We start from the raw sequence: 20,982 nt of genomic DNA on the forward strand, positions 1-20,982 counted from the left end.
CTGCCTGTCGGAGTTCCAACGGGCGTTCAAAGCTTCTCCAGGTTGATCCGCAGATCGAGACGCTGCCGCAGCGCGTTGATGGTGGCGCCCTTGGTCCCGATGAAACGTGGTCTGAGGTGGTCGGGGACGCGCACCCACAGCTCGTTGGCGTGCGGCTTGAAGATCGACAGTGAGATGTGCGGGACGAGGTCGCCGCGACCGAGGTCGGTCAGGGCCTGGCAGAGCCGGGCGAGGTGGCGCTGCCCCTCCCTTTCGGCGACGTGGGCCTGGTCGCGTTCCCGCTCCCACCCCGGGCGGTGCTCCTCAATCAGGGCGGCGAGCGGACGATTCGCCCGCTGCGTGCGGTAGACCCGGTCGGTGACTTCGTACAGCTGCGGGACCGTCAGCAGCCGCCGCTGCCCGTTGATGAAGATGTGCTGGAAGAGCGACAGGCGCGGCAGCCGGGGGGTACGGGAGCGGTCCCGGCGACGGCCGAGCGTGCCGGTTACGACCTGCCGCACGAGCTCGTCGGGCGCTAGCGCGGGGAGCTGCGCGTGATGCCCGGGACAGAGCACCAGACCGCGGCGGCTGGGCCCATACACCTGCCAGCGGAAGGCGTGCCCGGGGCAGACCCGGGTCCGGCAGGAGCCGGAGCCGGTCCCGAACTCGCAGGACATGCTGCCGATGCTGCGGCAGCTCGCCGCCGAGCAGGTCGGGAAGCGCCGGTCGTAGCAGCCGGGGCAGTAAGAAATTAGCTCGTCGCCGGGATGGCGTCGGCGATGCCGGTCGCACCAGGCCTTCGCGCGCCCGCAGCCAGGCCCGGAGCACCAGAACGTGGCGGTGCGCCCGCACTCGCAGGACGGCACGTGCGCCGGGCAGGTGGTCCGCGCGAAAGTCAGGTCGAGGATGACGACGTGCTCGTCGCAGACGCGGCGGCGGGTGTCCGTGGAGCCGCAACCGGAGCAGACGAACGGGCCGTACCGCACCTGCCCGGCGTCGGCGCACGAGCCGCAGCGGTAGACAAGCTTCGGCCGCTCAAGTACGCCGCACACGGCGAACGTGGTGTCCGGCCCTGTCCACCCCGCCAGCGTGGGGTCGGTCTCCAGTACGACGGCGCCGATGACGCCCTCCGGCCGGCGGACGGTCACGGTGTCGTCGGCACGCAGGTACCGGCCGGTCAGCTCGGGCTCGACCTGTGCCCACAGCCGCCGGCAGCCGTCCTCGTCGGACGGCGCGGCGCCGTACTCGCGCAGGTCGAGCATGAGCAGGACGGAGGGTCTCATCCGGCGACCTCCACGCTGGTGTCGACCAGCAGCAACTCGATTGTGGCCCGCTGCCCGCAGCCGGGGTCGCGGTAGGCGGCGTTGGTCAGCAGGAAGACGGCCATCCCGGCAGGCGGGCGGCGCAGGTGGTCGCGGGCGGCGGCGACGGCGGCGTTGCGCCGGTCGGCGGGCAGCTTGACGCTGAGCATCGCGCGACCGTCCTTGCCGGCGAGGCGCTGCACCTCGGCGGCCTGGTCCCGGTCCCAATCGGCCGGCACGGCGGTCGACTCGCGGGTCAGGGCCCGACCGGGCCGCAGCGTACGACGGATGGCCTTGGCCCTGTCGTCGGCCAGTCTGCGCAGCGCCGGCAGGAGGTCGGCCGGGCCGCCGTCGCGGGCGTAGGCGGCGAGCGCGGCGGTGACGTCGCGGGCCGACAGTTCCTGGTCGCCGAGGCGGGCGAGCAGGTCATCGGCGGAAGGGCGGCGCGGCTGCGGCGCGGCGGCACGCTTCGGAGACGGGCGCAGCCGGCTCGCCCAGTAGCTGCGGGCCAGCGCCGTCGCTCCCGGAAAGGCCCGGGTGTTGGCCGCGGTCAGGTGATCCTGCTCGAGCCACTGTGCGTTGCCGAAGAAGTCCGCGTCATCCAGGCCGGACCACTGCCGCAGCAGGTCGCTCTCCTTGCGTACAGCCGTGGGGTGCGCGCCGGCCAGCGTGAGTCCGAAGGCCACGGGCGCCAACTCGTCCGGCATCACCCGCAGGGCGCGCAGCTGCGGGACGACGTCCTCGATCAGCGCCAGCGCGCGCTCCCGGGCCGGCACGGGCTGGGCCTGCGGGACGCGGTCGTTCCGGTCGCGGCGGCTCCGGTCGGTCAGCGGGTCGAAGGTGGCGGCGAGCCCGGCGGAGATGGCGCGCGACCGGTTGTGGTCGAGCACGGCCTGCGGCACCGCGGGCACGCGGCGGCCCTCGCGTTCGAGCGTGCGGGCGTGCACGGCGAGGGCCTGCACGAGCAGTGCGTGCGCCAGCACGGTCGAGGGCAGCAGCTGCGCGTCGACGCACCGCAGCACCACGTTGGGCACCGTGTCGTCGAGCCCGACGGGATTGACATCCATCAGCTCGAGCCGGGACACACCCTCGTCGCGCCGCAGGCTGTCGCGCACCCGCCCGAGGTGCCGGGGGCTAGCCGACGCGAGATATCGGGTGGACAGGTGCTCGCCGGAGTCGGCCAGGCGGCGCGAGCCGATGCCGTGCACTCGGTCGCCGCCGAAGGAGGGCTGGCCGGTCAGCGCGATCAGCTCGGGCGCCCACGACCGCAGCAGGTTCGCGCAGATCTCCCGCTGCGTGTCGGTGATCGTTTCGATGGCGTGCAAATCGGAGACGAGACACTCCCCCGCGCCGCGCGATCCGAGCCATCCGCCGGGCGCCAGGCGGCCGCCCGCGGCCCGGACGGCGGCGGCGAGCGAGGCCGTGCCCGCGGCGAGCGCCTGCCGCAGCCGCGAGCGGGCCAGCGGGTCCGTCAGCCAGACCATCCCCGTGTCCAGCCAGATCGCGCCCGGCGACCGGCCGGCGGTGTGCAGCCGCAGCAGGCCAAGTTCCACCCCGCGGGCGACGACCGCCGCGGTGACCGCCGCCGGGTCACCGGCCGCGATCACGAAGCCCTTGAGGATGCGGTGCCGCAAAGGGCCGGTGCGGGAGAAGCTGACAAGCATGAGTCCCCCGGGAGCGGGGAACGCGGATGGATCACCGCCGTTTGGCCGCGGCCGCGGGCGACGGCAGCCCGGACAGCCGTTCGGCGCCGGTCGACGGCCACGGTGGGTCCGGCCGGCTGGCGAGGCGCCGGTAGAGCGCTCGGGCGTCGTCGTGCCGGCCGGCGTCGCGCAGCGCGTCGCCGGCCTCGAGCAGCAAGCCGGGATCGTCCAGGCCGGCCAGCGCCTGGCGGTAATAGCCGAGTCCGGCCGCCCTCGTCGCCGGGTCGCCGCAGAGCAGGCGCCCCAGCTCGCGGGCCGCGGTCGGCGACCAGCGCGGGTCGTCCAGCTCGACGGCCTGCCGCCAGGCCTGTTCAGCCCGGCCGGCGTCGCCCATGGCGGCGAGCCGGGCGCCCCGGCGGCACGCGGCCTCGGCGGCCCAGCGTGGGTCACCCGCCTCGACTACCTTGGCGTACGCCTCCGCGGCCGTGGCGTCGTCGCCGTCCGCCGTCGCGAGCTCGCCGAGCCGCATGGCCGCGAGGGTTCCCCAGCCGCTGCCGTCCTCGCTGAGCCGGCGCAGCGAGCCCACGGCGACGGCCCGGTTGGCCGGTTCCAGCCGCAGGGCCTTGTTCAGTCGATCCGCCGCGCGGCCGCGCTCGCCCGCGGGGCCGCGGACGGTACGGGTACGACCCAGGGCCACCAGGCCGATGAGCTTGTTGCTGTACGTGGGCCGGATTGCGCCCTCGGCCTTCATGCGCTCGTGCACGTAGTCGTAGAGGTCGTCCAGCAGCAGGAACCCGTCGCGTCCCGTGGCGGCGCCGCGCAGCCCGGCGATCAGGTGGCCTGTGAACTGGCTGGGCTGGTCCGGGGCGGCCGCGTCGCGGCTCGGCAGATCGGGCTGAGAGCTGGTCAGCGCGACGACGCCCTTGCCGTCGAACACTCGGCCGGACGCCGGCCCCTTGAACCGGTAGTTCCCGGAGTTGCAGCAGTCCAGGACCACGATCTTGGCGGAGGCGCGGCTCGCCTGCGCCTGGCGGGCCAGGACGGTGGCGCTCATCGTGGTGCTTTGGATGGCCCTGCGGGTGGTGTCGCGGGCACACAGGTACAGCTCGCCGTCTTCCTCCTTCCACCCGTGCCCCGAGTAATAGATCAGCAGTTGGTCGCCGGGCTTGCCGTCGTCGAGGAACATCTCGATCTCCTGGCGCATCGGCGAACTCTCGAGATTCCTGCGCACGATGACGTCCGCGGGACGGTGCAGGCCGCACTCCGGGTTCGTCAGCGCCTCGCGCAGCCGTTCCACATCGGTCGCCGGCCCGGCGAGATCCCGCAACACGGCCGACTCACGCGGAAACTCCCAGTTGCCGAGCAGCAGAGCGCGGTAGCGGCGATCGGCCGTCATTGCTCTTCGGCGGGCAACGCAGCGGCCGTGTCCTCGCCGGCGTCGTCGGCGTCCTGGCGGCCGAGCGCGGCGAGCAGGGCGGCTCGCATGGAGCTGTCGCTCAGTCCCTCGCCGACCACCTTCACCGTCCGCCTGTCCACGCCCTCGCCCACGGTCAGCGTCAGCCGCCGGCTGCTGCGCGCGTTCAGCCAGTTGAGCAGGACGGTCGTGGCGGCGCCGACCGTACCGGAGCCGCCGAGCGCCAGGATGATATCGGTGGCGATTCCCTTCTCACCGGCCGCCGGCGGCAGCGCCTGCTGCCGGACATCGAGGTCGTACGCCTGCAGCAAGCGCACGAGCGTGCGAGTCTGTTCACCCCACTGCCAGTCTCCCGGCTCGAGAGAGGTGTCCTCGAGAGCCAGCACCACCGGTCGGACGGAATCGGGCACCACGCCTCACCCCACAGTCGACGGATCGAGCACTTGCGTGCTTACATCATCTGCGGGTGACTATCCCCGTCCCGTCGGTGATGCGACAGAACCATTTCGGCCCGGACTTTCGCGTCCAGAAGGTGGATAAGGGATGACCAACCGACGCCTCCTCTTCGACGATCGTCGCTTTCCCGATCTCGTCGAGCAGGCCCGCGCCGAGCTGCGCCGGCGCCTCACCGACGCGGGGGCCAACCGTGCGATCAGCATTGAGGAGGACGCCGTGCTGGTGTCGGCCGCCCTGCTCGTCGATCACCTCCATGACCGGCTCGGCGCGCTCTCCGAACGCCTGCGGCAGCCGCTGTTGGAACTGATCGGCCTACGGCCGCGGGGGCCGCACGCGGCGCACACCCACGTGCGCCTCACCTTCGAGACGCCGCTGACCGACCCGCTCGATGTCCCGGCCGGCACGGAGGTCGGGTTCGGCGCCAACACACCGCCGTTCACCACGGTCCGAGACCTGCGGGTCATCCCCAATCGGGTGATCCACGTGCTCGACGACCCCACCGGGCTGCTGATCGGCTTGGCCGAGCCGGGTGGCAGGACGACTGTCGAGCTGACCGGTGTGACCGGCTCGGCGACAGGAGAGTTCTGGGACGGCCGGCAGTGGCAGGCCTGCCGTCGCCGGCCCGTGCCGGGTGACGCGCTGTTGCTGGAGCAGCCCAGCCACGTCCGGCACCGGCTGGACGGGGTCGAGGCGGCGTGGCTACGCCTGCCCGGCGGGCGCGTTTCGGGTGACGTGCGCGCGCGTACGGCCGAGGCGGTGGTCCTCGCCGTGCATGCCCGCCGCATCGCCGAGGAGCCACTCGGGATCAGCGACGGCACCGCCGGCCAGCGCTTCCGTCTGCGGGAACGGCCCGCCGTCGTACCCGGCCAGGTCCCGGTGGTGGAGACCTCGGACGGCTACGGCTGGCAGTCCTGGGAACCGGTCGAGTCCTTCGCGGAGAGCGGGTCCGACGATTACCACGTCCGGTACGACGTGGCGGCCGGGGAGATCGTCTTCCCACCGGCCGTGACCGGCCCCGACCGGTCACGCCGGGCCGTCGGCCCGGTGCCGCCGGCGGGTGCCCTGGTCCGCGTCCGCGACTACTGGACGGGCGGCGGCGCGGCCGGCAACGTCCCGGCCGGGGCGCTGCGCGAGCTCGGCCTGGACCTGCCCGGCGTGCGCGTGGAGAACCCGTACCCGGCGAGGGGCGGAAGCGACGCGGAGACCGAGGCGGACCTCTGGCAGCGGGCCCCCGGCCTGCTGAAGGCCGGTGACCGAGCGGTCACCCCGGCCGACCACGAGGAGCTCGCCCGGCGGGCCGACTCGTCACTGGCCCGGGTACGCTGCGTCGCCGACGAGCAGTCCGGCGCCGTTCAGCTGCTGCTCGTGGCCACGCCGCCACAGGCACGGCAGGACCGGCCGTCCCTCGCGGACCTGCAGCCGTCCGGGACGACGCTAGAGGCGGTCCGGAAGTACCTCGACGAGCGGCGCCTGCTCGCCGCCCGGCTGTACGTGATGCCCCCGCACTATCAGGGCATCGAGGTGGACGTCGAGATCGCCGCGGCGGCCGGCGCCGACCCTCGGGACGTGCGAGCCCGGGTCGAGCAGGCCCTGTACGCGTTCCTGCACCCGGTCATCGGTGGCGAGGACGGCACAGGCTGGCCGTTCGGCGAGGCGGTGCATGAGTCCACGATCAAGAAGCTGCTCTTCCCGCTTCCCGGCGTCCAGGACTGCGTCCACATCGCGATGTCGCCAGTGGATCCAGTGACTGGCGCACACAGCCCGGCCCAGACGGTCATCCCCCTCATCCCGACGGCCCTGCCCCTGTCAGTCGGTCATCGGGTTCGAATCGTCTGAGGGTGACGGCAAGCACCAAAAGGGACGGACGGCGCCCGACTCGGCAGGAGAATCCTCAACCGATCATGCGTTCCGTCGTGTGCTTGTAGCTGAGAGCGAGAATGACGACAGCGGCCTAGGTTGAAACCGCGCCACCGGCCCGAAAACCGAACAAGCATGCCAGATGGCCTGTTCATCGCGTGGCGTACTGCTCACAGTGCTATCCGACACGGTCTCTTTCCCCTCGGAGGGTGCCGCATGCCCGAACCGGCCTTTCATGCGGTCGCGCTCGTCGATGTCGAAGGCTTCGGCAGCCGGCCCAACCCCGTCCAGCGGCAGGTACGCGCCGACCTCTATCAGGTAGTCCGCACCGCGCTGACCGAGGCCGGCCTCGACTCCGCCCGCATCGACCAGGAGGACCGCGGCGACGGCATTCTGATGATCGACCCGGACGTGTCGGTGCTCATGCTCGCCGGCCGGTTCGTCCGAGAACTCGACTACGGCCTGCGGGAGAAGGCGCGCACCAGCTCGGAGATCGCCCGGATCCGCCTGCGCGTGGCGATCCATCAGGGAATGTGCGAGCACGACGGCGAGGGCTGGGTGGGCACGGCGGTCAACACCACCGCGCGGCTCGTCGACGCACCGCCACTCAAAGCCACGCTCGCCGCGGCGGACGGGGCGAACCTGGCGCTGATCGTCTCCCGGCAGGTCTTCGACGACGTCATCCGGCACGACTACCGGTCGATCGACTCCTCGACCTTCGAGCGCGTCGCGATCGACGCCAAGGAACTGCGCGGCGAGACGGCCTGGATCCAGGTGCCCGGCTACCCGTACCCGCCGGGAGTGACGCCCGCGCCGCCTCCTGCACCGGCGGCCCCCGAACCGAAGACGCCGAAGCCGAAGAAGAAGTCAGCCACCCAGAGCGGGTTCGTCTTCAACGGCACCACCGAGATCACGGTGCACGGCGACCAGTTCGTCGGCGACAAGACCGTTAACGGGGGTGGGCGGTGACGGCCCCTGATCCGGCATCCGCTCCCGCGCCCGCTGCTCCGGCGCCGGCACCCAACGGCCCCGCTCCGGCGGCTCCGGCGTCCGACGACAAGGCCGACCTGCCCGCCTCCGGGCAGCCGCCCACGCAGAAGCCGGTGCTGCCCGACGCCACGGCCGACGGCAAGGTCAAGACCACAGTCGACTCGGCCGACCCGGACGCCTCGCGGGTCGAGGGCCGCGCCGGGCGCCAGCGCCAGCGCAGCATCGAGAACGCCCGGGTCAAGGTCGCCGGCGACATGGTCGGCGGCGACAAGCTGGTGTTCGCCCTGGGCGACGCCGAGCCCGCCCCGCTGCAGGCGCTCGGCGCCTGGATGAGTGAGCCGGTGCGGCACGCGTTCGTCGCCCCGGACGGCTGGGACACCGTGCGCAGTACCGTCGGCGACCGGCGGGTCGTCGTGCTGCGCGCCGAGCCCGGCCACGGCAAGGTCGCGGCGGCGATCAAGCTGCTGCAGTCGCCGCCCGACCGCCGCATCTTCAACCTCGACCGCAACGTCGACCTGCGCCGCCTTGGCCACTGGCTGGAGACCGACGCCAAGAGCGACGATCCGCTCCCCCGCGCCGCCGGCTTCCTGCTCTGCGAGCCGCTCGCCTGGGGCCAGGTTTCTGCCTGGGTCCTGCAGCAGCTCGAGACCACGCTCGAGGCGATCGACGCGCGGCTGGTGCTCACAGTCACCGCCGACGCGACGCTGGGAGATCCAGACCTCACCACATACGTCGTCACGCTCCCCCCGCCGCGGGAGCAGACCGCCGTGCTCGCCGCCCACCTGGCCTGGTCGCTCGGCCGGCCGCAGGCAGCCGCCGAGCGGCTGCTCGCCGAGCCCGAGCTGGCCGCGTTCACCGTGCGGGTGTTCGCCGCCGACCAGTCGATGAAGGCCGCGGCCGACCTCGCCGTGATGATCGGCCAGGAGCTGGACGGCGCCACCGTCGACCTGAAGCGGCTGGAACGCCGCTGGGCCGAGCGCGCCACCGAGGACTTCGAGATCTGGTTCGGCGGGCTGCCCGACGTGCAGAGCCGATGCCTGGCCATCGCCCTGGCAGTGCTCAACGGCCTGCCGTACGAGATGGTCGTCTTCGCCGCCGGCCGCCTTGCCGAACGCCTCGACGGCCCGCACGACGGCGCCGACGGCGACAACCCCCGGCCACCGTGGCGCGACCCGTTCTCGGCGGCCCGCGGTGAGCTGCTGCGGCTGCTGCGCGCCCGGATCCGCACCACGACCGTGCGCGGCCCGTTTGGTTCCGCACCGGCCGAGGTGATGGAGTACGTCGGGGAGGACTACGCCTCGGCCGTGCTGACCCGCGTCTGGCGCGAGTACCGGATCCAGATCCCGCTGATGCTGTGGCTACGCGACCTCGCGGACAACCCGTCGGAGGACGTCCGGATCTGGACGGCCACCGCGCTGGGCGTCTTCGCCAAGCAGGCGTTCGACTTCGTGCACCGCAACGCCGTGGCGTTGATGGGTATCGACGACAAGTTCTGGCTGCGCGACGTGGCGGCCAACGCGCTGAGCGTGCCGGCCGCCGACACCCGGATGCGCCCGCTGGTCGAGTCGGTGGTCGCCGGCTGGTATGGCAACGAGAACAACCGCCTCGGCCAGGCCACCGCCGCGCGGGTGTGGGGCACGGCCCTCGGCGGCCACAACCCCGACCGCGCGCTGAACGCGCTGGAGCGCCTCACCACGATCGACGACCGCCGGGTGGCCCAGGGCATCGCCGACAGCTTGGCCGACCTGCTGCTCGCCGACGAGCAGGGTAACGCCACGCGCGTGCTGCGCCGCGTCGGCAGCTGGCTGTTCGACGACCGGCGCGCCCTCAGCGGCACCTTCGTCTTCCTGGCGCTGGCCGAGAACCTCACCTCGGAGCCCGCCGGAGGCACCGGCACCTGGCCGATGCTGCTGTTCATCGCCGACCAGCGCGCCGCGCTGCGCGACAAGCTGCTCGCGATGTGGCACCGGGTGATTCAGTCCGGCCTGCTGGCCGACACCACCGCCCGGGTGCTCGCCCGCTGGGCCGACCTGGCCGAGGCCGACGCCGACGTGCGCAGCGCGCTCGCGAACATGCTGGCCGCGCTGCCCGGCACGGTCGGCCGGTTCGACCCTGTCGAGCTGAACCTGCGCTCCCAGCTCAGCCAGTGGCTGGCGCCCGACAACCTGCAACCCAAGACGCTGACCGCGTACGCCGTCGAAGCCGAACTCGCGAAGAGGAACGGGTCCTGATGACCAACTCCGTGCCGCTCATCCAGAATCAGACACCCGTCCAGCGGGGATTCCGTCCCGAGCCCAACCGCGACCCCAGCGTCGCCGCCGTGTACGCGACGGCCTCGGGCGAGCTGGTCTTCTTCTCCGGCCGCACCCTGTCGTTCAGCCAGCGCCTGTTCACCGAGTGCCGCACCCGGTACGACGTGGACATGGGCGACCACCGCCGTACCGCGGAGCTCGCCAGCACGCCGCTGCGCACCCGCGACGGCCACTACTTCATCGCGAAGGTGAACGTCGGTTTCCGGGTGCACGACCCATGCGAGGTCGTCCGGCGCAACATCCGCGACGCCCTTCCGGTGGTCTACACCTACCTGGGCCGCGCTCTCGAGGCGGTCACCACCCGGTTCGACGTCGAGAACCCGAGCGCGGCAGAGCAGGCCATCCGGCGCGAGTTCGCCAACCCGGTACCGCTGCCGGACGGCATCACCATCTTCGAGGTGGCGCCCCACCTACGGCCGGACGACGCGACCGCCGAGTACCTGAGGACCCGCCGCGACGCCCGGCGCACCCTGGACACCGACGCCGACCAGCACCGGGTCGAGCTGCAGCGGGAGCGGCACCGCGCCGAGCGGGAGGGGCTGGTGCAGGCCAGCCGGCTCAACGCGCTCGAGAACGAGCGCCATGCGCTCGGCGGGCGCGGGCTCACCGCCGCAGACATGGCCCGGGAGCACCTGATCCGGCACCCCGAGGACACCGAGAAGGTGACCAGCATGCTGCTGGAGCACGAGCGCGCCATGCTGACGGCGCAGGACGTGCACAGTCAGCGCACCACCGAGTTCATCAAGTTCATGATGGACAACGGCGTCGTGCAGCCCGGCCAGTTCCAGCCGTTCGTGCAGGGGGCGGCCCAGGCGTACGGCCTGTCCGGCGCGGCGGGCGCGGTCACCGGGCCCGGCACGTGGAACCAGCCGCCCGTGCTGCCGCCGTCGGGAGGCGCCGGCTCGTCCACCCCGGCCACGCCGGCCGGCCCGCCGCCGCGCGAGCAGGTCGTGCTCGAGCAGGACCCCAACACCAAGGTGTGGGTGCCCTCCGACGGCGTCCAGCCGGTCTACCTGCTGGTCGACGAGTCCACCGGCGCCGCTCCCTACCTCGACGACCTCGGCGACGGGCTGCAGCGGCTGCTCGACGGCCTGCGCCGGGCGGCCGACGTCGCCCCGGCGATCCGGCTCTCCGTGCTGGGGTACGCCGACCAGGTCGCGGCCCGGCTGTCAATGGCCGCCGTCGACGCGGCCACGTCGGTGCCGTGGCTGACCTCGCGCGGACCGGCGAGCTACGCCAACGCGTTCGAGACGCTGTACGGCCGGATCTCCCCCGACGTGGACGCGCTCAAGGCGCAGGGGATCACGGTCCGCCGGCCGCTCGTCTTCCTGCTCGCCGCGGCGCCGCCAGCCGACGAGAGCATCTGGCAGACGCCGTACGCCCGGCTGACCGACCCGGCCACCCACCGGTACGCCCCGCAGATCGTGGCGTGCGGCGTGGGTGGGGCGACGGCCGGGCTGATCGCCGCGATCGCCACCAAGCCCGAGTTCGGGTACGTGGCGACGGCCGGCGCCGACGTCCGTACGGCGATCGCCGACTACTGGGACGCGCTGACGCGCTGCTTGGTCACGTACGGCCGCACGCTGCTGGCCGGCGCGCCCGACCTTGAATTCGAGCTGCCGCCCCACTTCCGGGTGGCCGTCGCTTCATGACCTTGCCGACGGCTTCGCGGCAGAAACCTGATCCCGTCCGGCCCCGTGCCGGGGAAAGCGAGTTGATGAGATGGCGGAAAACAGCGGGAGCCTGCTCCCGGTCTACATGGTGGCCGATGAGTCGTTCTCGATGAGCGACTACATCGGCAACCTCAACGAGGGCCTGGCCCAGCTGCACGACGCGCTGCTCGGCGAGCCGATGGCCGCCGCCAAGGTGCGGTTCACCATCCTCGGGTTCTCCGACGACGTGCAGCTGCGGCTGGCGATGGCCGACCTGCGGCGCGAGAACGAGCTGCCGCAGCTGGAGGCGCGCAACGGCACCGCGTACGGGAAGGTCTTCGAGGATCTTCGCGCCCGGCTCCCGGCCGACGTGGCCTCCCTCAAGGGGCAAGGGTACGTCGTGCACCGTCCGGCCGTGTTCTTCCTCAGCGACGGCCAGCCCACCGACGGCAACGGCTGGCGCAAGACCCGCGACCAGCTGGTCGACCAGAACGTCACGAAGGCCGCGCCGAACATCATCGCGTGCGGGATCGGCGACGTGAAACCGCAGACCATGCTGGACGTGGCGACCAAGCAGGAGTACGCCTTCGTCTCGACCGGGTCGGACCTGGGCGCCGAGATCGCCAAGTTCTGCGCGGCGCTCACCAAGAGCATCGTGAAGTCCGGCCGCACGATCGGGTCGGCGCAGCCGGAGCTCGTGGTGGAGCGGCCGCAGAACTTCAAGATGGCGATCGACGTGGTCTGACGATGACCAATGTCTTTCAACGCGTCGTCAGCGGGCTCAGCTGGTTCCTCAACGGAGACGGCAAGAACCCGCAGGAAGTGCCGGGCCAGCCGCCGCATCAGGCGCGCGGCAGCCATCCACAGCCTTCCGTCGCGGCCAGCGCTCCACCGCCGTCCGGGAACGCCGGCGCGATCTACCGCGGTGAGCAGAGGGTGACCAAGGAAGGCGCACCCGCCACGGTCCCGGAACGGCCGCACACGGCGGCAAGGCACCAGGAGCCCCACGGCCGAGGCCCGCTCGGGCTGACCCCGCCACCCGGGCCCTCTGCGCCACCGCAGCCGAGGTCGGCACCGCAGCTTCCCGCGGAGTCCGCGCCGGCACCCCGCCTGTGGGAGCCGCCGGTTGTAGGGCCGCCGATCCCGACATTCGCACCAAGGCCGTCGACGGCGGCGGCGTACCGACCCGACTACATCGTCGACGGGTGGAGCACGCCGCACTTCGTCGTGCGAGCCGCGTCCGTCCGCGGATACTCCCACCGCGACAGCGGCGAGCCGCGGCAGGACGACGTCGCCGTCGCCTGGCACCGCCCGAGCGGGGCGGTGCTGTTCGCGATCGCCGACGGTGTGGGCAACGCCCCGCTGTCGCACATCGGCGCCACGTCGGCCTGCCGGGCCGCGATCGGCGCCATGACGGCCGGCCTGGACGCCCCTCAGCAGGAGGTTGACTGGGAGGGGTTGCTGAAGAGCGCGGCGTGGCAGCTCTACGAGCAGGCCCGGATCTCGCTCGGGTTGCCCGAGATCAACCAGATCGCGGCCGAGGAGCAGATGGCCACCACCCTGGTGGCCGGGCTGGTGCTGCCCCGGCCGGACGGGCCGTGGGTGCAGCTGGTGCAGGTTGGTGACTCCAGCGCGTGGATGCTGAACAGCCGTGCACGGCGTTTCCGGTGCCTCGCGCCGACCAAGTACCGCAGGGGTGAGGAGGTCGTCAGCAACACGGTCGTCGCCCTGCCACGGATGCCACCGGTCGACGTCAAGTCCGGGCTGATCACCCCCGACGAGGTGCTGCTGGTCGGCACGGACGGCTTCGGCGACCCGCTCGGCGACGGCGAGAACGCGGTCGGCGCCCACTTCGCCGCAGCGCTCGCCGGCGTGCCGCCGATGCTGAAGTTCGCCAACGACCTGGACTTCTCGTTCGAGACGTGGGATGACGACCGGACCCTGTTCGCGCTCTGGCCGCGCCGGCTCAAGGGCTGGGCGGCGTGACGGCCGACGACGTTCCCGAGGTGCCTCGGGCGAAACTGGATCCGCTGCGCCGGGTGGGCGACGGCGGGCAGGGAATTGTGTACTTCACGGACCGGGTCAAGATCAACAAAATCTGGGACGCGGCGTACAAGGAGTACCTGCCGGCGACGCCGTTCGACCCGTACGTGCTGCGCCGGATGGTCGCCTTCGTGCCCGAACTCGACGAAGGCAGCGGCCGCTGGCTCTGCGAGAACACGTCGTGGCCGGCGGCGCTCGTGGTCAACGGCAGCCAGGTGACCGGCTTCCTCATGCGCCGCATCCCCGAACGGTTCCGGATGGCGTGGGGCGACAACGGCGCCGAGGTGCCCGCCGCGCTGCAATACCTGCTCAACCCGCAGCCGTACCTGAACCGCAAGGGGATCCGCCTGGACGAGCGCATCCGTCTGCGGCTGCTCGAGGCGATCGCGGACGTCATGGCCCGGCTGCACAGCCTCGACATCATCGTCGGCGACCTGTCGCCGAACAACCTCCTCGTCGACCTCGACGACCCCGGCTGCTTCTTCATCGACTGTGACGCCATGCGGCTGCGCGGCCAGGACGTGCTCGACCAGGTGGAGACGCCGGAGTGGGACATCCCGGGGCGCGGGCACGAGCCGATCGCGACGGCGGCCTCCGACTCGTACAAGTTCGGGCTGCTCGCCACCCGGCTGTTCGCCCAGGACCAGATGGGGCAGGACATCTCCGTGCTGGCCGGCGTCTCCAGCGACCTGGGGGTGCTGGCCCGGCGGAGCCTGGACGGGAACTCGACCCGGCGCCCGTCGATGGGCGACTGGCTGAGCGCCCTGCGGACGGTGCAGTCCGGCCGGGTGCCGCGGCAGGCGCCGCCCGCGCACCGGGTCAACACGTCGCCCCGCATCGTGCGAAAGGCCACCGTGCCCCCGACGCCACCTCCTACGACGACGTACGCGCCGATGCCGCCACCGACGCCCACGACGTATGGATACGCCTCGGTGCAGCAGCCGCAGCCGGTCGTGCCGAAGCCCGCACCCGCGGCCCCGCCCCAGCAGATCGCCGCGGAACGTCCGGTGCTGTACTCGGCGATCGGCTGGGCGGTGATCCTGCTCGTCCTCGGATGCATCGTAGGCGTGATCGTGTTCGTCGTGAACCTGTTCTGAGCCGCGCCGGCCTGGACGGTGGACATTACGATGAGGACATGACGCTCGGCCACCCTCGGGAGCCGTTCTGGTACGCACTGCGCAACGACCAGCGTGCCGCGCTCATGCGGACGGGCTCCCGACGGCACTACGCCCCCGACGAGGTCCTGGTCCGCGAGAACGACACCTCCGACTACGCCTTCGTGCTGCTCGACGGCTGCGTCAAGGTCTCGGCGATCGCCCACCACGGCTACCAGGCGATCCTCGGGCTGCGCGACGCCGGTGAGCTGGTCGGTGAGCTGGCCGGCTCGGACGGCGGCTTGCGCTCGGCGACGCTGACCGCGATGACCGAGGTGGACGCGCTGCGGCTGCCCGCGACCTCGTTCGGGCCGTTCGTGCGCGCCGATCCCGAGGTGGCGGCGATCCTGCGCCGTACGCTCTCGGCCCGACTGCGCGAGGCGGACCGGTCGCGGGCCGCGGCCGGCGCCGAGTCCGCCCAGCAGCGGCTCGCCGCGCTCCTGCTGCACCTCGGACGGCGCTACGGCAACCCGCAGCCCGAGGGCGAGGTCGTCATCGATCTCGCCATGTCCCAGCAGGACCTCGCCGGGCTGGCCCTCACGTCGCATCGTTCGCTGGGCCGCATCCTGGCCGACTGGCGCCGCGACAACGTGGTCCTCACCGGCCGGCGGCGCGTCGTGCTGGTGCGCCTGGCCGAGCTGACCCGGCTCGCCAACGGCGCCTAGATGTTCTGATACGACACCTGGTTGTGGCCGTACTCCGGTCCGACCTGGTTCCACAGCTTGGCGAACTGCTGCTTGGCCTTCGTCGACGCGGCCGACTCCTTGTCACCCCGCTTGCGGTCCGGGCCGTTGAGGACCGCCTTGCGGCAGCCCTGCTTGCTCAGTTTCAAACCCCAGCTGCGGTACGCGTCGTCGGCCGCCTTCGAATGCTTGAAAGCGGAGATGAGCTCGGCCTTCATCGTCGCGCCGTCGGGAAGCTCGGTGACCTGCAGTCCGTTGGCGGCGGTGAGCGAGCGCTGCCGGGCCGACGAGGCCGCGCCGAGGTCGGCCACCGACCGCTTCACGTTCTTGCAGGCGGTCAGGTTGGTGACGGCGCCCTTGACCTTGTTACGCACCGGCGCGGACGAGGCGAGCAGGCCGGCGATCTTGTCGGCCTGGGCACGGGCCGCGGCGTCGTCGTCGGAGAAGACCGCCTCGGCGGCCCTGCGCGCCGCAGACTCGATCTGGTCGGTGTGCATGGCGACGTACCCCAGAAGCAGTGACAGTACCAATAGCTTGACCAGGCCGCGGCGCCGCGCCCGGGTGAGGCGCGGACGGACGGGGGCCGGCACGACGGGCGGCCTCGACGCCGCTATCCGCGGCGACGGCACGGTCACCCTGACGGTCGGCTCGACCGGGATCGGGCGAGCGGCTCGTAGCTGCTTCTCCCACTTGCCGAGGCCCGGGCGGTTGCCGGCGTCCCCGGACAGCGCCCGTACGGCCAGAGAGTGCACGCCCGGCCCGGCCCGGCGCAGCGCCTCAGGATCGGTGGTGCTCTGGTCGCCGGCGAACAGCCGTACGCAAAGGAGGGCGAACTTGTAGGCGTCGCTGTCCTTGGAACCGAGCGCGCCGCCGCCCGCCGGCACCTCCCAGTCGGTGGTCTCCACCTGGGGCAGGACCGTGCGGCCGTTCAGCTGCATGGCGTCGCAGTCGATGAAGTGGCAGCGAGGCTTGCCCGTACGGCTGTAAAGCAAGTTGTTCGGGGACAGGTCGCCGACCGTCAGCCCGAGCCGGTGGAACAGGCGCAGCGTCCCGGCGATGTCGGCGAGCAGCTCCAGCCGGAACTGGTCGTCGATCCGGAGCTCCACGCGATCCAGGTAGTCCGGCGGGTTGAGCAGCAGCTGGGTCTGGCCGAGGCGTACCTGATGGCCCTTCAGCAATTTGAGCGTGGTGTGGAACCGCTGCGGGACCAGCGCCATCGTGAACCCGCGGACGCGATCACCCTGGGTGACGACTCTGCGCGGCCAGGCCGCCGCGGCCAGCAGCTCGTGCCGGTCCCGACCGGGCAGGCCGGACGGCACCTCGATCATGTCGGTAAGCACGTCCGCGTCCAGGTCGGCGAGCACGTCTTCCGAGTATGCCTTGTAGACCAGCGACGGCGACCGGGACTGCGGCAGCGCGTAGACCGTGCCCTGGCCGCCGGAGCCGAGCTCATCACCCAGCGGGCCCAGGCTCGCCAGCGTTACCCGGCCCATCCGTGTCTTCCTCTCCCTTGTCCACTTGCTACGGCACACTGGCCGGTCGCGGACGCGATCACCAGGCCATATGGCGAACAACGGCGTCATCGGCGCCGACGGCGCGATACCTGATAGCCGACACCGACGGGCAGCGCAGATCGGATCACCTCGTCCAGTCCGTCGAGCGGCTCGTCGGTGTCGAGCAACACGGTGACCGGCGCGGGCGGCTGCCGGACGGGCGTCTCGGGCACGGCGGAGCAGGTCGTCCCGCCGGGGTCGACGATCTCGGCGCCGACCCCGTAGCGGAGATCGATCAGCTCGGTTAGGCCGCGGGCCGTGCCGCGCCACTTGTAGCAGCGCACCAGCCCGGACAGCAGGCGGCGGCCGTGCCGATCGTCGAGCAGGCGCGGGCTGTCCACGCCGAGCGCTCGGTACATCCAGGCCAGCACGTCGGAGGGCGCGACGTCGGGCGACAGCAGCACGGGCAGCTGTTCGGCGAACGCCGCCACGGGTTCGGAGACGGCGTGCACCACCTCGGCGATGCCCGGCGCCGCAGGCGCGGCCGCCGCAGGCGCGGCCGCCGCAGGCACAGCCGCCGCAGGCACAGCCGTCGCAGGGCTCGGTCGCCTGCCTGTTGCCGTGCGGACCCAGAACGGTGGCCTCGCGTCGGTCACCTCGGTGAAGTCCGCTTCGAGGACGCCCGCAATGTCGAGCACGGCAGCGCTGATCGCGAGGCGTACGGCATCCTCCGCCGACGCCGGCTCGGCCAGCAGGCGGGCCGTTGTCACGGCGTCCCCATACCAGCCCCTGTCGTCGCGGTGGCACATGCCGACGGCCAGGCCGAGACCCAGGCGCACCGGCCCGGGCAGTCTGGGAAGGGCGTCGGCCAGCGCCTGCGCGAAGCCTCCGGCCAGCCGTCCGGCAGCCGCAGCCGGCGCCGCCACGAGCAGCCCCGGAACCGATCGGACGTGATCGGCCTCCCGCCAGTCCAGACCGGACTCCCGGAACGCGGCGGGCAGCACCGAGCGCGTGAGCTTACCCCACGGCGGCGCGCTCTCCCCGGCAGCGACCGCCATCACCGCCCGGTATCTGTCTGCCATGGCCCGATCCTGGCGTGCCCCCTTGCCTCGGGCCAACATCCGTACGCACAGTGCTCAATGGCTGCTTTCTAGCGGTTCGAGCCACTCGCCGGACCTCGATTCCATGAGGGGGACGTCCGGGCTCAGGCTTTGGGGGTCTGGCTGTACAGGTAGCCGGCGCTCTTGCGACCAGGCGCAGACCGACCAGGCCGCTGGCGCCCCACGCAGCCTTCTTCGCGGTCTGAAAATCGCGGACATGAACTCGTACTTGTCGTTGATCTTGGGATGGTCGATGCTCACGCCGGTCACGCGACCGTGCGCGGCGAGGGGAGCCATCATGGCCCGGGCGGGTACGCGCCCGCCAGGTGGTGAGCATCCGGCTGGCGTCCTCGCGAGTGCCAGCTCCGCTCGTGCCGCAACGCGACGAGCTCGCCTGGCCGCGTCGGGGTGACCCCGCCCGCCGCCATTCACCTGTCCACACAGGGCACGAGGCGAGTGGCATTGGCCGAAGGCCGATCGGCACGACATCGTGAAGCTGCGCCGCCGTGATCACGTCACCCGCGACCACCATCTCCGGGCCAGAGGCGGTGATCGGACACACCCTCCGCGGGCCGCACCGAAGGGTTCATAGTTTGCGTCGCCGGGTAGACCAGGAGCAGCCGGCGGGGATCGCTCCGCCGCGACTTAGCCTCCCCTGCGGGGCCGCGCTCATGCGCTCGCCAGACCACGGCAGTCATCACCGCACTCGGGAACCCCGCCCATCGATCTTTCGGGGATGGCATCGCCAGCAAAGGAGCGCCCATTTGTCCCGAGTTGATCCGCCGTCAAGGCGTCCAGCGACGAGCGCGCCGGCGCTAACGCATGCGACATGCCAGGCCATCCACGGCGGAAGCCCAACCGAAATCAACCCAGTAGACCGCCGAGTTAAGGATTCTAGCAGCGACTTGCTCGCCATCGAATCGATCGACAACGATCGAGCCACGCCTCCCGCAAGGAGGCGACCTGCGGAAACCCTCTCTTTGTCGGGACGGCCGGATTCGAACCGACGACCCCTTGACCCCCAGTACTCATGTGGGTCAGCGGCATGCTCGACGCTGTTTGCCCAGGTGGCGACTAGCATAAACCGGCCGAGTAAAGGGGTCGCCGACCACGTCGCCCGCCGGGCTATGCGGCGGTCTGAACCCACCAGGCCGCCACCGGGCCTACGCCAGGTAACTGTCCACGGCGCGGACTCGACCCGATCCACGCAGCTAAGTGCCTCTCGTCGGTAATTCGCCGGGGGTCACGCGGCGGCGGGTAGGAACTCGTGGGCGGCGAGTCGTTTGGGCAGGGCGTCGAGGTCTCTCTTGGTGTATCGCCAGTTGAAAGGTCGGGCGCCGAGGTTGTAGTGCGCCTGGAACGCCATGAGCCGGTTCTGGACATCGGTCAGGTCGTAGAAGTCGTTCGGCGTGACGACCTTGCGCTGCACGATCGAGAAGTACAGCTCGACCTGGTTCAGCCACGACGCGTGGATCGGCAGGTGGACGAGCGTCGCAGTAGGCCACGCCTCGGTCATGCGGTCGATAGAGGCCTGCCCGCGGTGGGAGGAGCCGTTGTCCACGATCCAGAACACCCGGTCCGCTGAGGCGTAGGGCTCCCTGGTCATGACCTGCTCGACCAGGCGGGCGAACGGGGCCAGCCCGGTGGAGGGCTCACAGCGGCCGAACACCCTGCCGTGGTGCACGTCCAACGCGGCCAGGTATGCCAAGGCGCCGCCGCGTTCGTACTCGTGCTCGACACGCATCAGCCGGGACCGGCCTGGTGGCAGGGTGGGATGGCAGCGGCAGCGGGCCTGGATCGAGGTTTTCTCGTCCGCGCTGATCACGAAGTCACCGTCGCCGAGGGGTTGCCCGTCCCACATTCGGGCATACAGGTCCAGAACGATGCTGGCCTTGGCGGCGAAGTGCGGGTCGCGGGGAAAGATCCACGACCGGTGCCGCCAGGGTTTGATCGCATCGGCGGCCAGCCAGCGGGCCACCGTCGAAGCCGAGATGTCCTCTACGACACCGGCGGCCACCGCCTCGTCGGCCAGGTCAGCGGCGCTCCACCGGGAAAGTGGCACGCCACGCTCGGCGGGCAACTCACACGCGAGGGCTTTGACTTGCGCGGCCTGCACATCGCTGAACCGGCGCGGCCGGCCAGGACGCGGCGCGTCGGCCAACCCGTCCAGCCGCCGCCGGTAGAAACGCACCCGCCATTTGCGCACCGTATCCACGTGCACCCGCTGATCGGCGGCGATCAGGGTGTTGCTGGCGCCATCGGCTGCGGCCAGCACGATACGAGCCCGCACCACCAGCCGGTAGGAGGTCGTAGGCCGGCGGGCCAGCGCCTGCAGGGCGGCACGCTCATCGGCGTCGAGCATGATCGGGTACGGGGATGACGGGGGCATCGCAACGTTGTGCCACCCGCACCGCCACCGCGCCGGCACCGACACGCCGGCACAGCGGTGGGGCAGGATGGCAGTCGTGGCCAAGCCCCCACCCGAGTCGACCAAGACCAACCTGCGTCAACGCCTGAGCGCGCACGCCCGCACCCGCTGGCCGGCCCTGACCGCCGTACCCGTGCGGTATCACGGCATCTTCGCCTACGTCGACGGGCGGCTCGCCGACGGCACCACCCTGCCGCTGTGCCGGCTACGCTACGGCGGCTCCGCCAGCAGATGGGGCTTCGCGATCTACCTCGCCAGCCGTGACGGCTACCAAGACTCCGTCCTGCCCAACGGGCTGCCCGCAGGCAGCCCGGAAGAAGCCCTCGACTGCGCCTGCGGCCTCTACCTCAACGACCCCACCGCCTGGACGCAACCCCCGGCGAATTAACGACGAGAAGCACTAAGTACCCCGCGCCGTTAATTCGTCGGGGGTCGTATCCATGCGGTGGGGTCGTTGAGGTAGAGACCGCACGCGCA

16 protein-coding genes are annotated in these 20,982 nt (G+C 71.7%); 9 read left to right on the forward strand and 7 right to left on the reverse strand.

The window, feature by feature from the left end:
* Nucleotides 1-26 precede the first annotated feature (26 nt).
* The 4 genes from ACVCAH_RS32695 to ACVCAH_RS32710 are packed head-to-tail and all read right to left on the reverse strand — an operon-like array spanning nt 27 to nt 4,726.
* Nucleotides 27-1,262 (reverse strand): KH domain-containing protein, encoded by a 1,236-nt coding sequence (locus tag ACVCAH_RS32695; RefSeq protein ID WP_447140098.1) that lies wholly within the window; start codon nt 1,260-1,262, stop codon nt 27-29.
* Entirely contained in the window at nt 1,259-2,944 is a 1,686-nt protein-coding gene (locus tag ACVCAH_RS32700) for a hypothetical protein (protein ID WP_447140099.1), read from the reverse strand. The genes ACVCAH_RS32695 and ACVCAH_RS32700 overlap by 4 nt, the downstream gene beginning before the upstream one ends.
* 31 nt (nt 2,945-2,975) lie before the next feature.
* Nucleotides 2,976-4,319 (reverse strand): caspase, EACC1-associated type, encoded by a 1,344-nt coding sequence (locus ACVCAH_RS32705; RefSeq protein WP_447140100.1) that lies wholly within the window; start codon nt 4,317-4,319, stop codon nt 2,976-2,978.
* The gene (locus ACVCAH_RS32710; protein WP_447140101.1) at nt 4,316-4,726 is read right to left on the reverse strand and encodes an effector-associated constant component EACC1; all 411 of its coding nucleotides are present in this window, start codon (nt 4,724-4,726) and stop codon (nt 4,316-4,318) included. Before ACVCAH_RS32710 ends, ACVCAH_RS32705 begins: the two co-directional genes overlap by 4 nt.
* 154 nt (nt 4,727-4,880) lie before the next feature.
* On the opposite strand from ACVCAH_RS32710, the gene ACVCAH_RS32715 reads away from it, so the two are divergent.
* From ACVCAH_RS32715 to ACVCAH_RS32750, 8 genes are all read left to right on the forward strand, one after another.
* Nucleotides 4,881-6,629, forward strand: coding sequence for a putative baseplate assembly protein (locus ACVCAH_RS32715; RefSeq protein ID WP_447140102.1), 1,749 nt, complete (start codon nt 4,881-4,883; stop codon nt 6,627-6,629).
* A 237-nt stretch (nt 6,630-6,866) separates the two neighbouring features.
* Nucleotides 6,867-7,619 carry a hypothetical protein gene (locus ACVCAH_RS32720; RefSeq protein ID WP_447140103.1) on the forward strand — a complete coding sequence of 251 codons (753 nt, stop codon included), beginning with the start codon at nt 6,867-6,869 and terminating at the stop codon, nt 7,617-7,619.
* Nucleotides 7,616-9,871: a hypothetical protein gene (locus ACVCAH_RS32725; RefSeq protein ID WP_447140104.1), complete on the forward strand. Its 2,256-nt coding sequence runs from the start codon at nt 7,616-7,618 to the stop codon at nt 9,869-9,871. Before ACVCAH_RS32720 ends, ACVCAH_RS32725 begins: the two co-directional genes overlap by 4 nt.
* Nucleotides 9,871-11,604 carry a vWA domain-containing protein gene (locus ACVCAH_RS32730; protein ID WP_447140105.1) on the forward strand — a complete coding sequence of 578 codons (1,734 nt, stop codon included), beginning with the start codon at nt 9,871-9,873 and terminating at the stop codon, nt 11,602-11,604. The genes ACVCAH_RS32725 and ACVCAH_RS32730 overlap by 1 nt, the downstream gene beginning before the upstream one ends.
* A gap of 70 nt (nt 11,605-11,674) precedes the next feature.
* Nucleotides 11,675-12,349, forward strand: a complete 675-nt coding sequence (locus tag ACVCAH_RS32735) for a vWA domain-containing protein (RefSeq protein ID WP_447140106.1) — start codon at nt 11,675-11,677, stop codon at nt 12,347-12,349.
* A gap of 482 nt (nt 12,350-12,831) precedes the next feature.
* Complete coding sequence (locus ACVCAH_RS32740; protein ID WP_447140107.1) at nt 12,832-13,590, forward strand: protein phosphatase 2C domain-containing protein; 759 nt, start codon at nt 12,832-12,834, stop codon at nt 13,588-13,590.
* Nucleotides 13,587-14,744 carry a hypothetical protein gene (locus tag ACVCAH_RS32745; protein ID WP_447140108.1) on the forward strand — a complete coding sequence of 386 codons (1,158 nt, stop codon included), beginning with the start codon at nt 13,587-13,589 and terminating at the stop codon, nt 14,742-14,744. Before ACVCAH_RS32740 ends, ACVCAH_RS32745 begins: the two co-directional genes overlap by 4 nt.
* A 38-nt stretch (nt 14,745-14,782) precedes the next feature.
* On the forward strand, nt 14,783-15,466 hold the full coding sequence (locus tag ACVCAH_RS32750) for a Crp/Fnr family transcriptional regulator (RefSeq protein ID WP_447140109.1): 684 nt from the start codon (nt 14,783-14,785) through the stop codon (nt 15,464-15,466).
* Here the strand turns inward: ACVCAH_RS32750 and ACVCAH_RS32755 are convergent.
* From ACVCAH_RS32755 to ACVCAH_RS32765, 3 genes are all read right to left on the reverse strand, one after another.
* Nucleotides 15,463-16,977: a hypothetical protein gene (locus ACVCAH_RS32755; protein ID WP_447140110.1), complete on the reverse strand. Its 1,515-nt coding sequence runs from the start codon at nt 16,975-16,977 to the stop codon at nt 15,463-15,465. The genes ACVCAH_RS32750 and ACVCAH_RS32755 overlap by 4 nt on opposite strands.
* Nucleotides 16,978-17,063: 86 nt before the next feature.
* Nucleotides 17,064-18,059 carry a hypothetical protein gene (locus tag ACVCAH_RS32760; RefSeq protein ID WP_447140111.1) on the reverse strand — a complete coding sequence of 332 codons (996 nt, stop codon included), beginning with the start codon at nt 18,057-18,059 and terminating at the stop codon, nt 17,064-17,066.
* Nucleotides 18,060-19,320: 1,261 nt separating this feature from the next.
* On the reverse strand, nt 19,321-20,439 hold the full coding sequence (locus ACVCAH_RS32765; RefSeq protein ID WP_447140112.1) for an IS630 family transposase: 1,119 nt from the start codon (nt 20,437-20,439) through the stop codon (nt 19,321-19,323).
* Nucleotides 20,440-20,542: 103 nt separating this feature from the next.
* Between ACVCAH_RS32765 and ACVCAH_RS32770 the strand changes: the two genes are divergently transcribed.
* Nucleotides 20,543-20,893, forward strand: a complete 351-nt coding sequence (locus tag ACVCAH_RS32770) for a hypothetical protein (RefSeq protein ID WP_447140113.1) — start codon at nt 20,543-20,545, stop codon at nt 20,891-20,893.
* Nucleotides 20,894-20,982 lie beyond the last annotated feature (89 nt).

The organism is Micromonospora sp. LZ34, assembly GCF_052981855.1.

Excerpts from the sequence above, each read along its gene's own strand:
- ACVCAH_RS32695 (WP_447140098.1), bottom strand. The coding sequence starts at position 1,262 with ATGAGACCCTCCGTCCTGCTCATGCTCGACCTGCGCGAGTACGGCGCC.
- ACVCAH_RS32700 (WP_447140099.1), bottom strand. The coding sequence starts at position 2,944 with ATGCTTGTCAGCTTCTCCCGCACCGGCCCTTTGCGGCACCGCATCCTC.
- ACVCAH_RS32705 (WP_447140100.1), bottom strand. The coding sequence starts at position 4,319 with ATGACGGCCGATCGCCGCTACCGCGCTCTGCTGCTCGGCAACTGGGAG.
- ACVCAH_RS32715 (WP_447140102.1), top strand. The coding sequence starts at position 4,881 with ATGACCAACCGACGCCTCCTCTTCGACGATCGTCGCTTTCCCGATCTC.
- ACVCAH_RS32720 (WP_447140103.1), top strand. The coding sequence starts at position 6,867 with ATGCCCGAACCGGCCTTTCATGCGGTCGCGCTCGTCGATGTCGAAGGC.
- ACVCAH_RS32730 (WP_447140105.1), top strand. The coding sequence starts at position 9,871 with ATGACCAACTCCGTGCCGCTCATCCAGAATCAGACACCCGTCCAGCGG.
- ACVCAH_RS32735 (WP_447140106.1), top strand. The coding sequence starts at position 11,675 with ATGGCGGAAAACAGCGGGAGCCTGCTCCCGGTCTACATGGTGGCCGAT.
- ACVCAH_RS32750 (WP_447140109.1), top strand. The coding sequence starts at position 14,783 with ATGACGCTCGGCCACCCTCGGGAGCCGTTCTGGTACGCACTGCGCAAC.
- ACVCAH_RS32755 (WP_447140110.1), bottom strand. The coding sequence starts at position 16,977 with ATGGGCCGGGTAACGCTGGCGAGCCTGGGCCCGCTGGGTGATGAGCTC.
- ACVCAH_RS32760 (WP_447140111.1), bottom strand. The coding sequence starts at position 18,059 with ATGGCAGACAGATACCGGGCGGTGATGGCGGTCGCTGCCGGGGAGAGC.
- ACVCAH_RS32765 (WP_447140112.1), bottom strand. The coding sequence starts at position 20,439 with ATGCTCGACGCCGATGAGCGTGCCGCCCTGCAGGCGCTGGCCCGCCGG.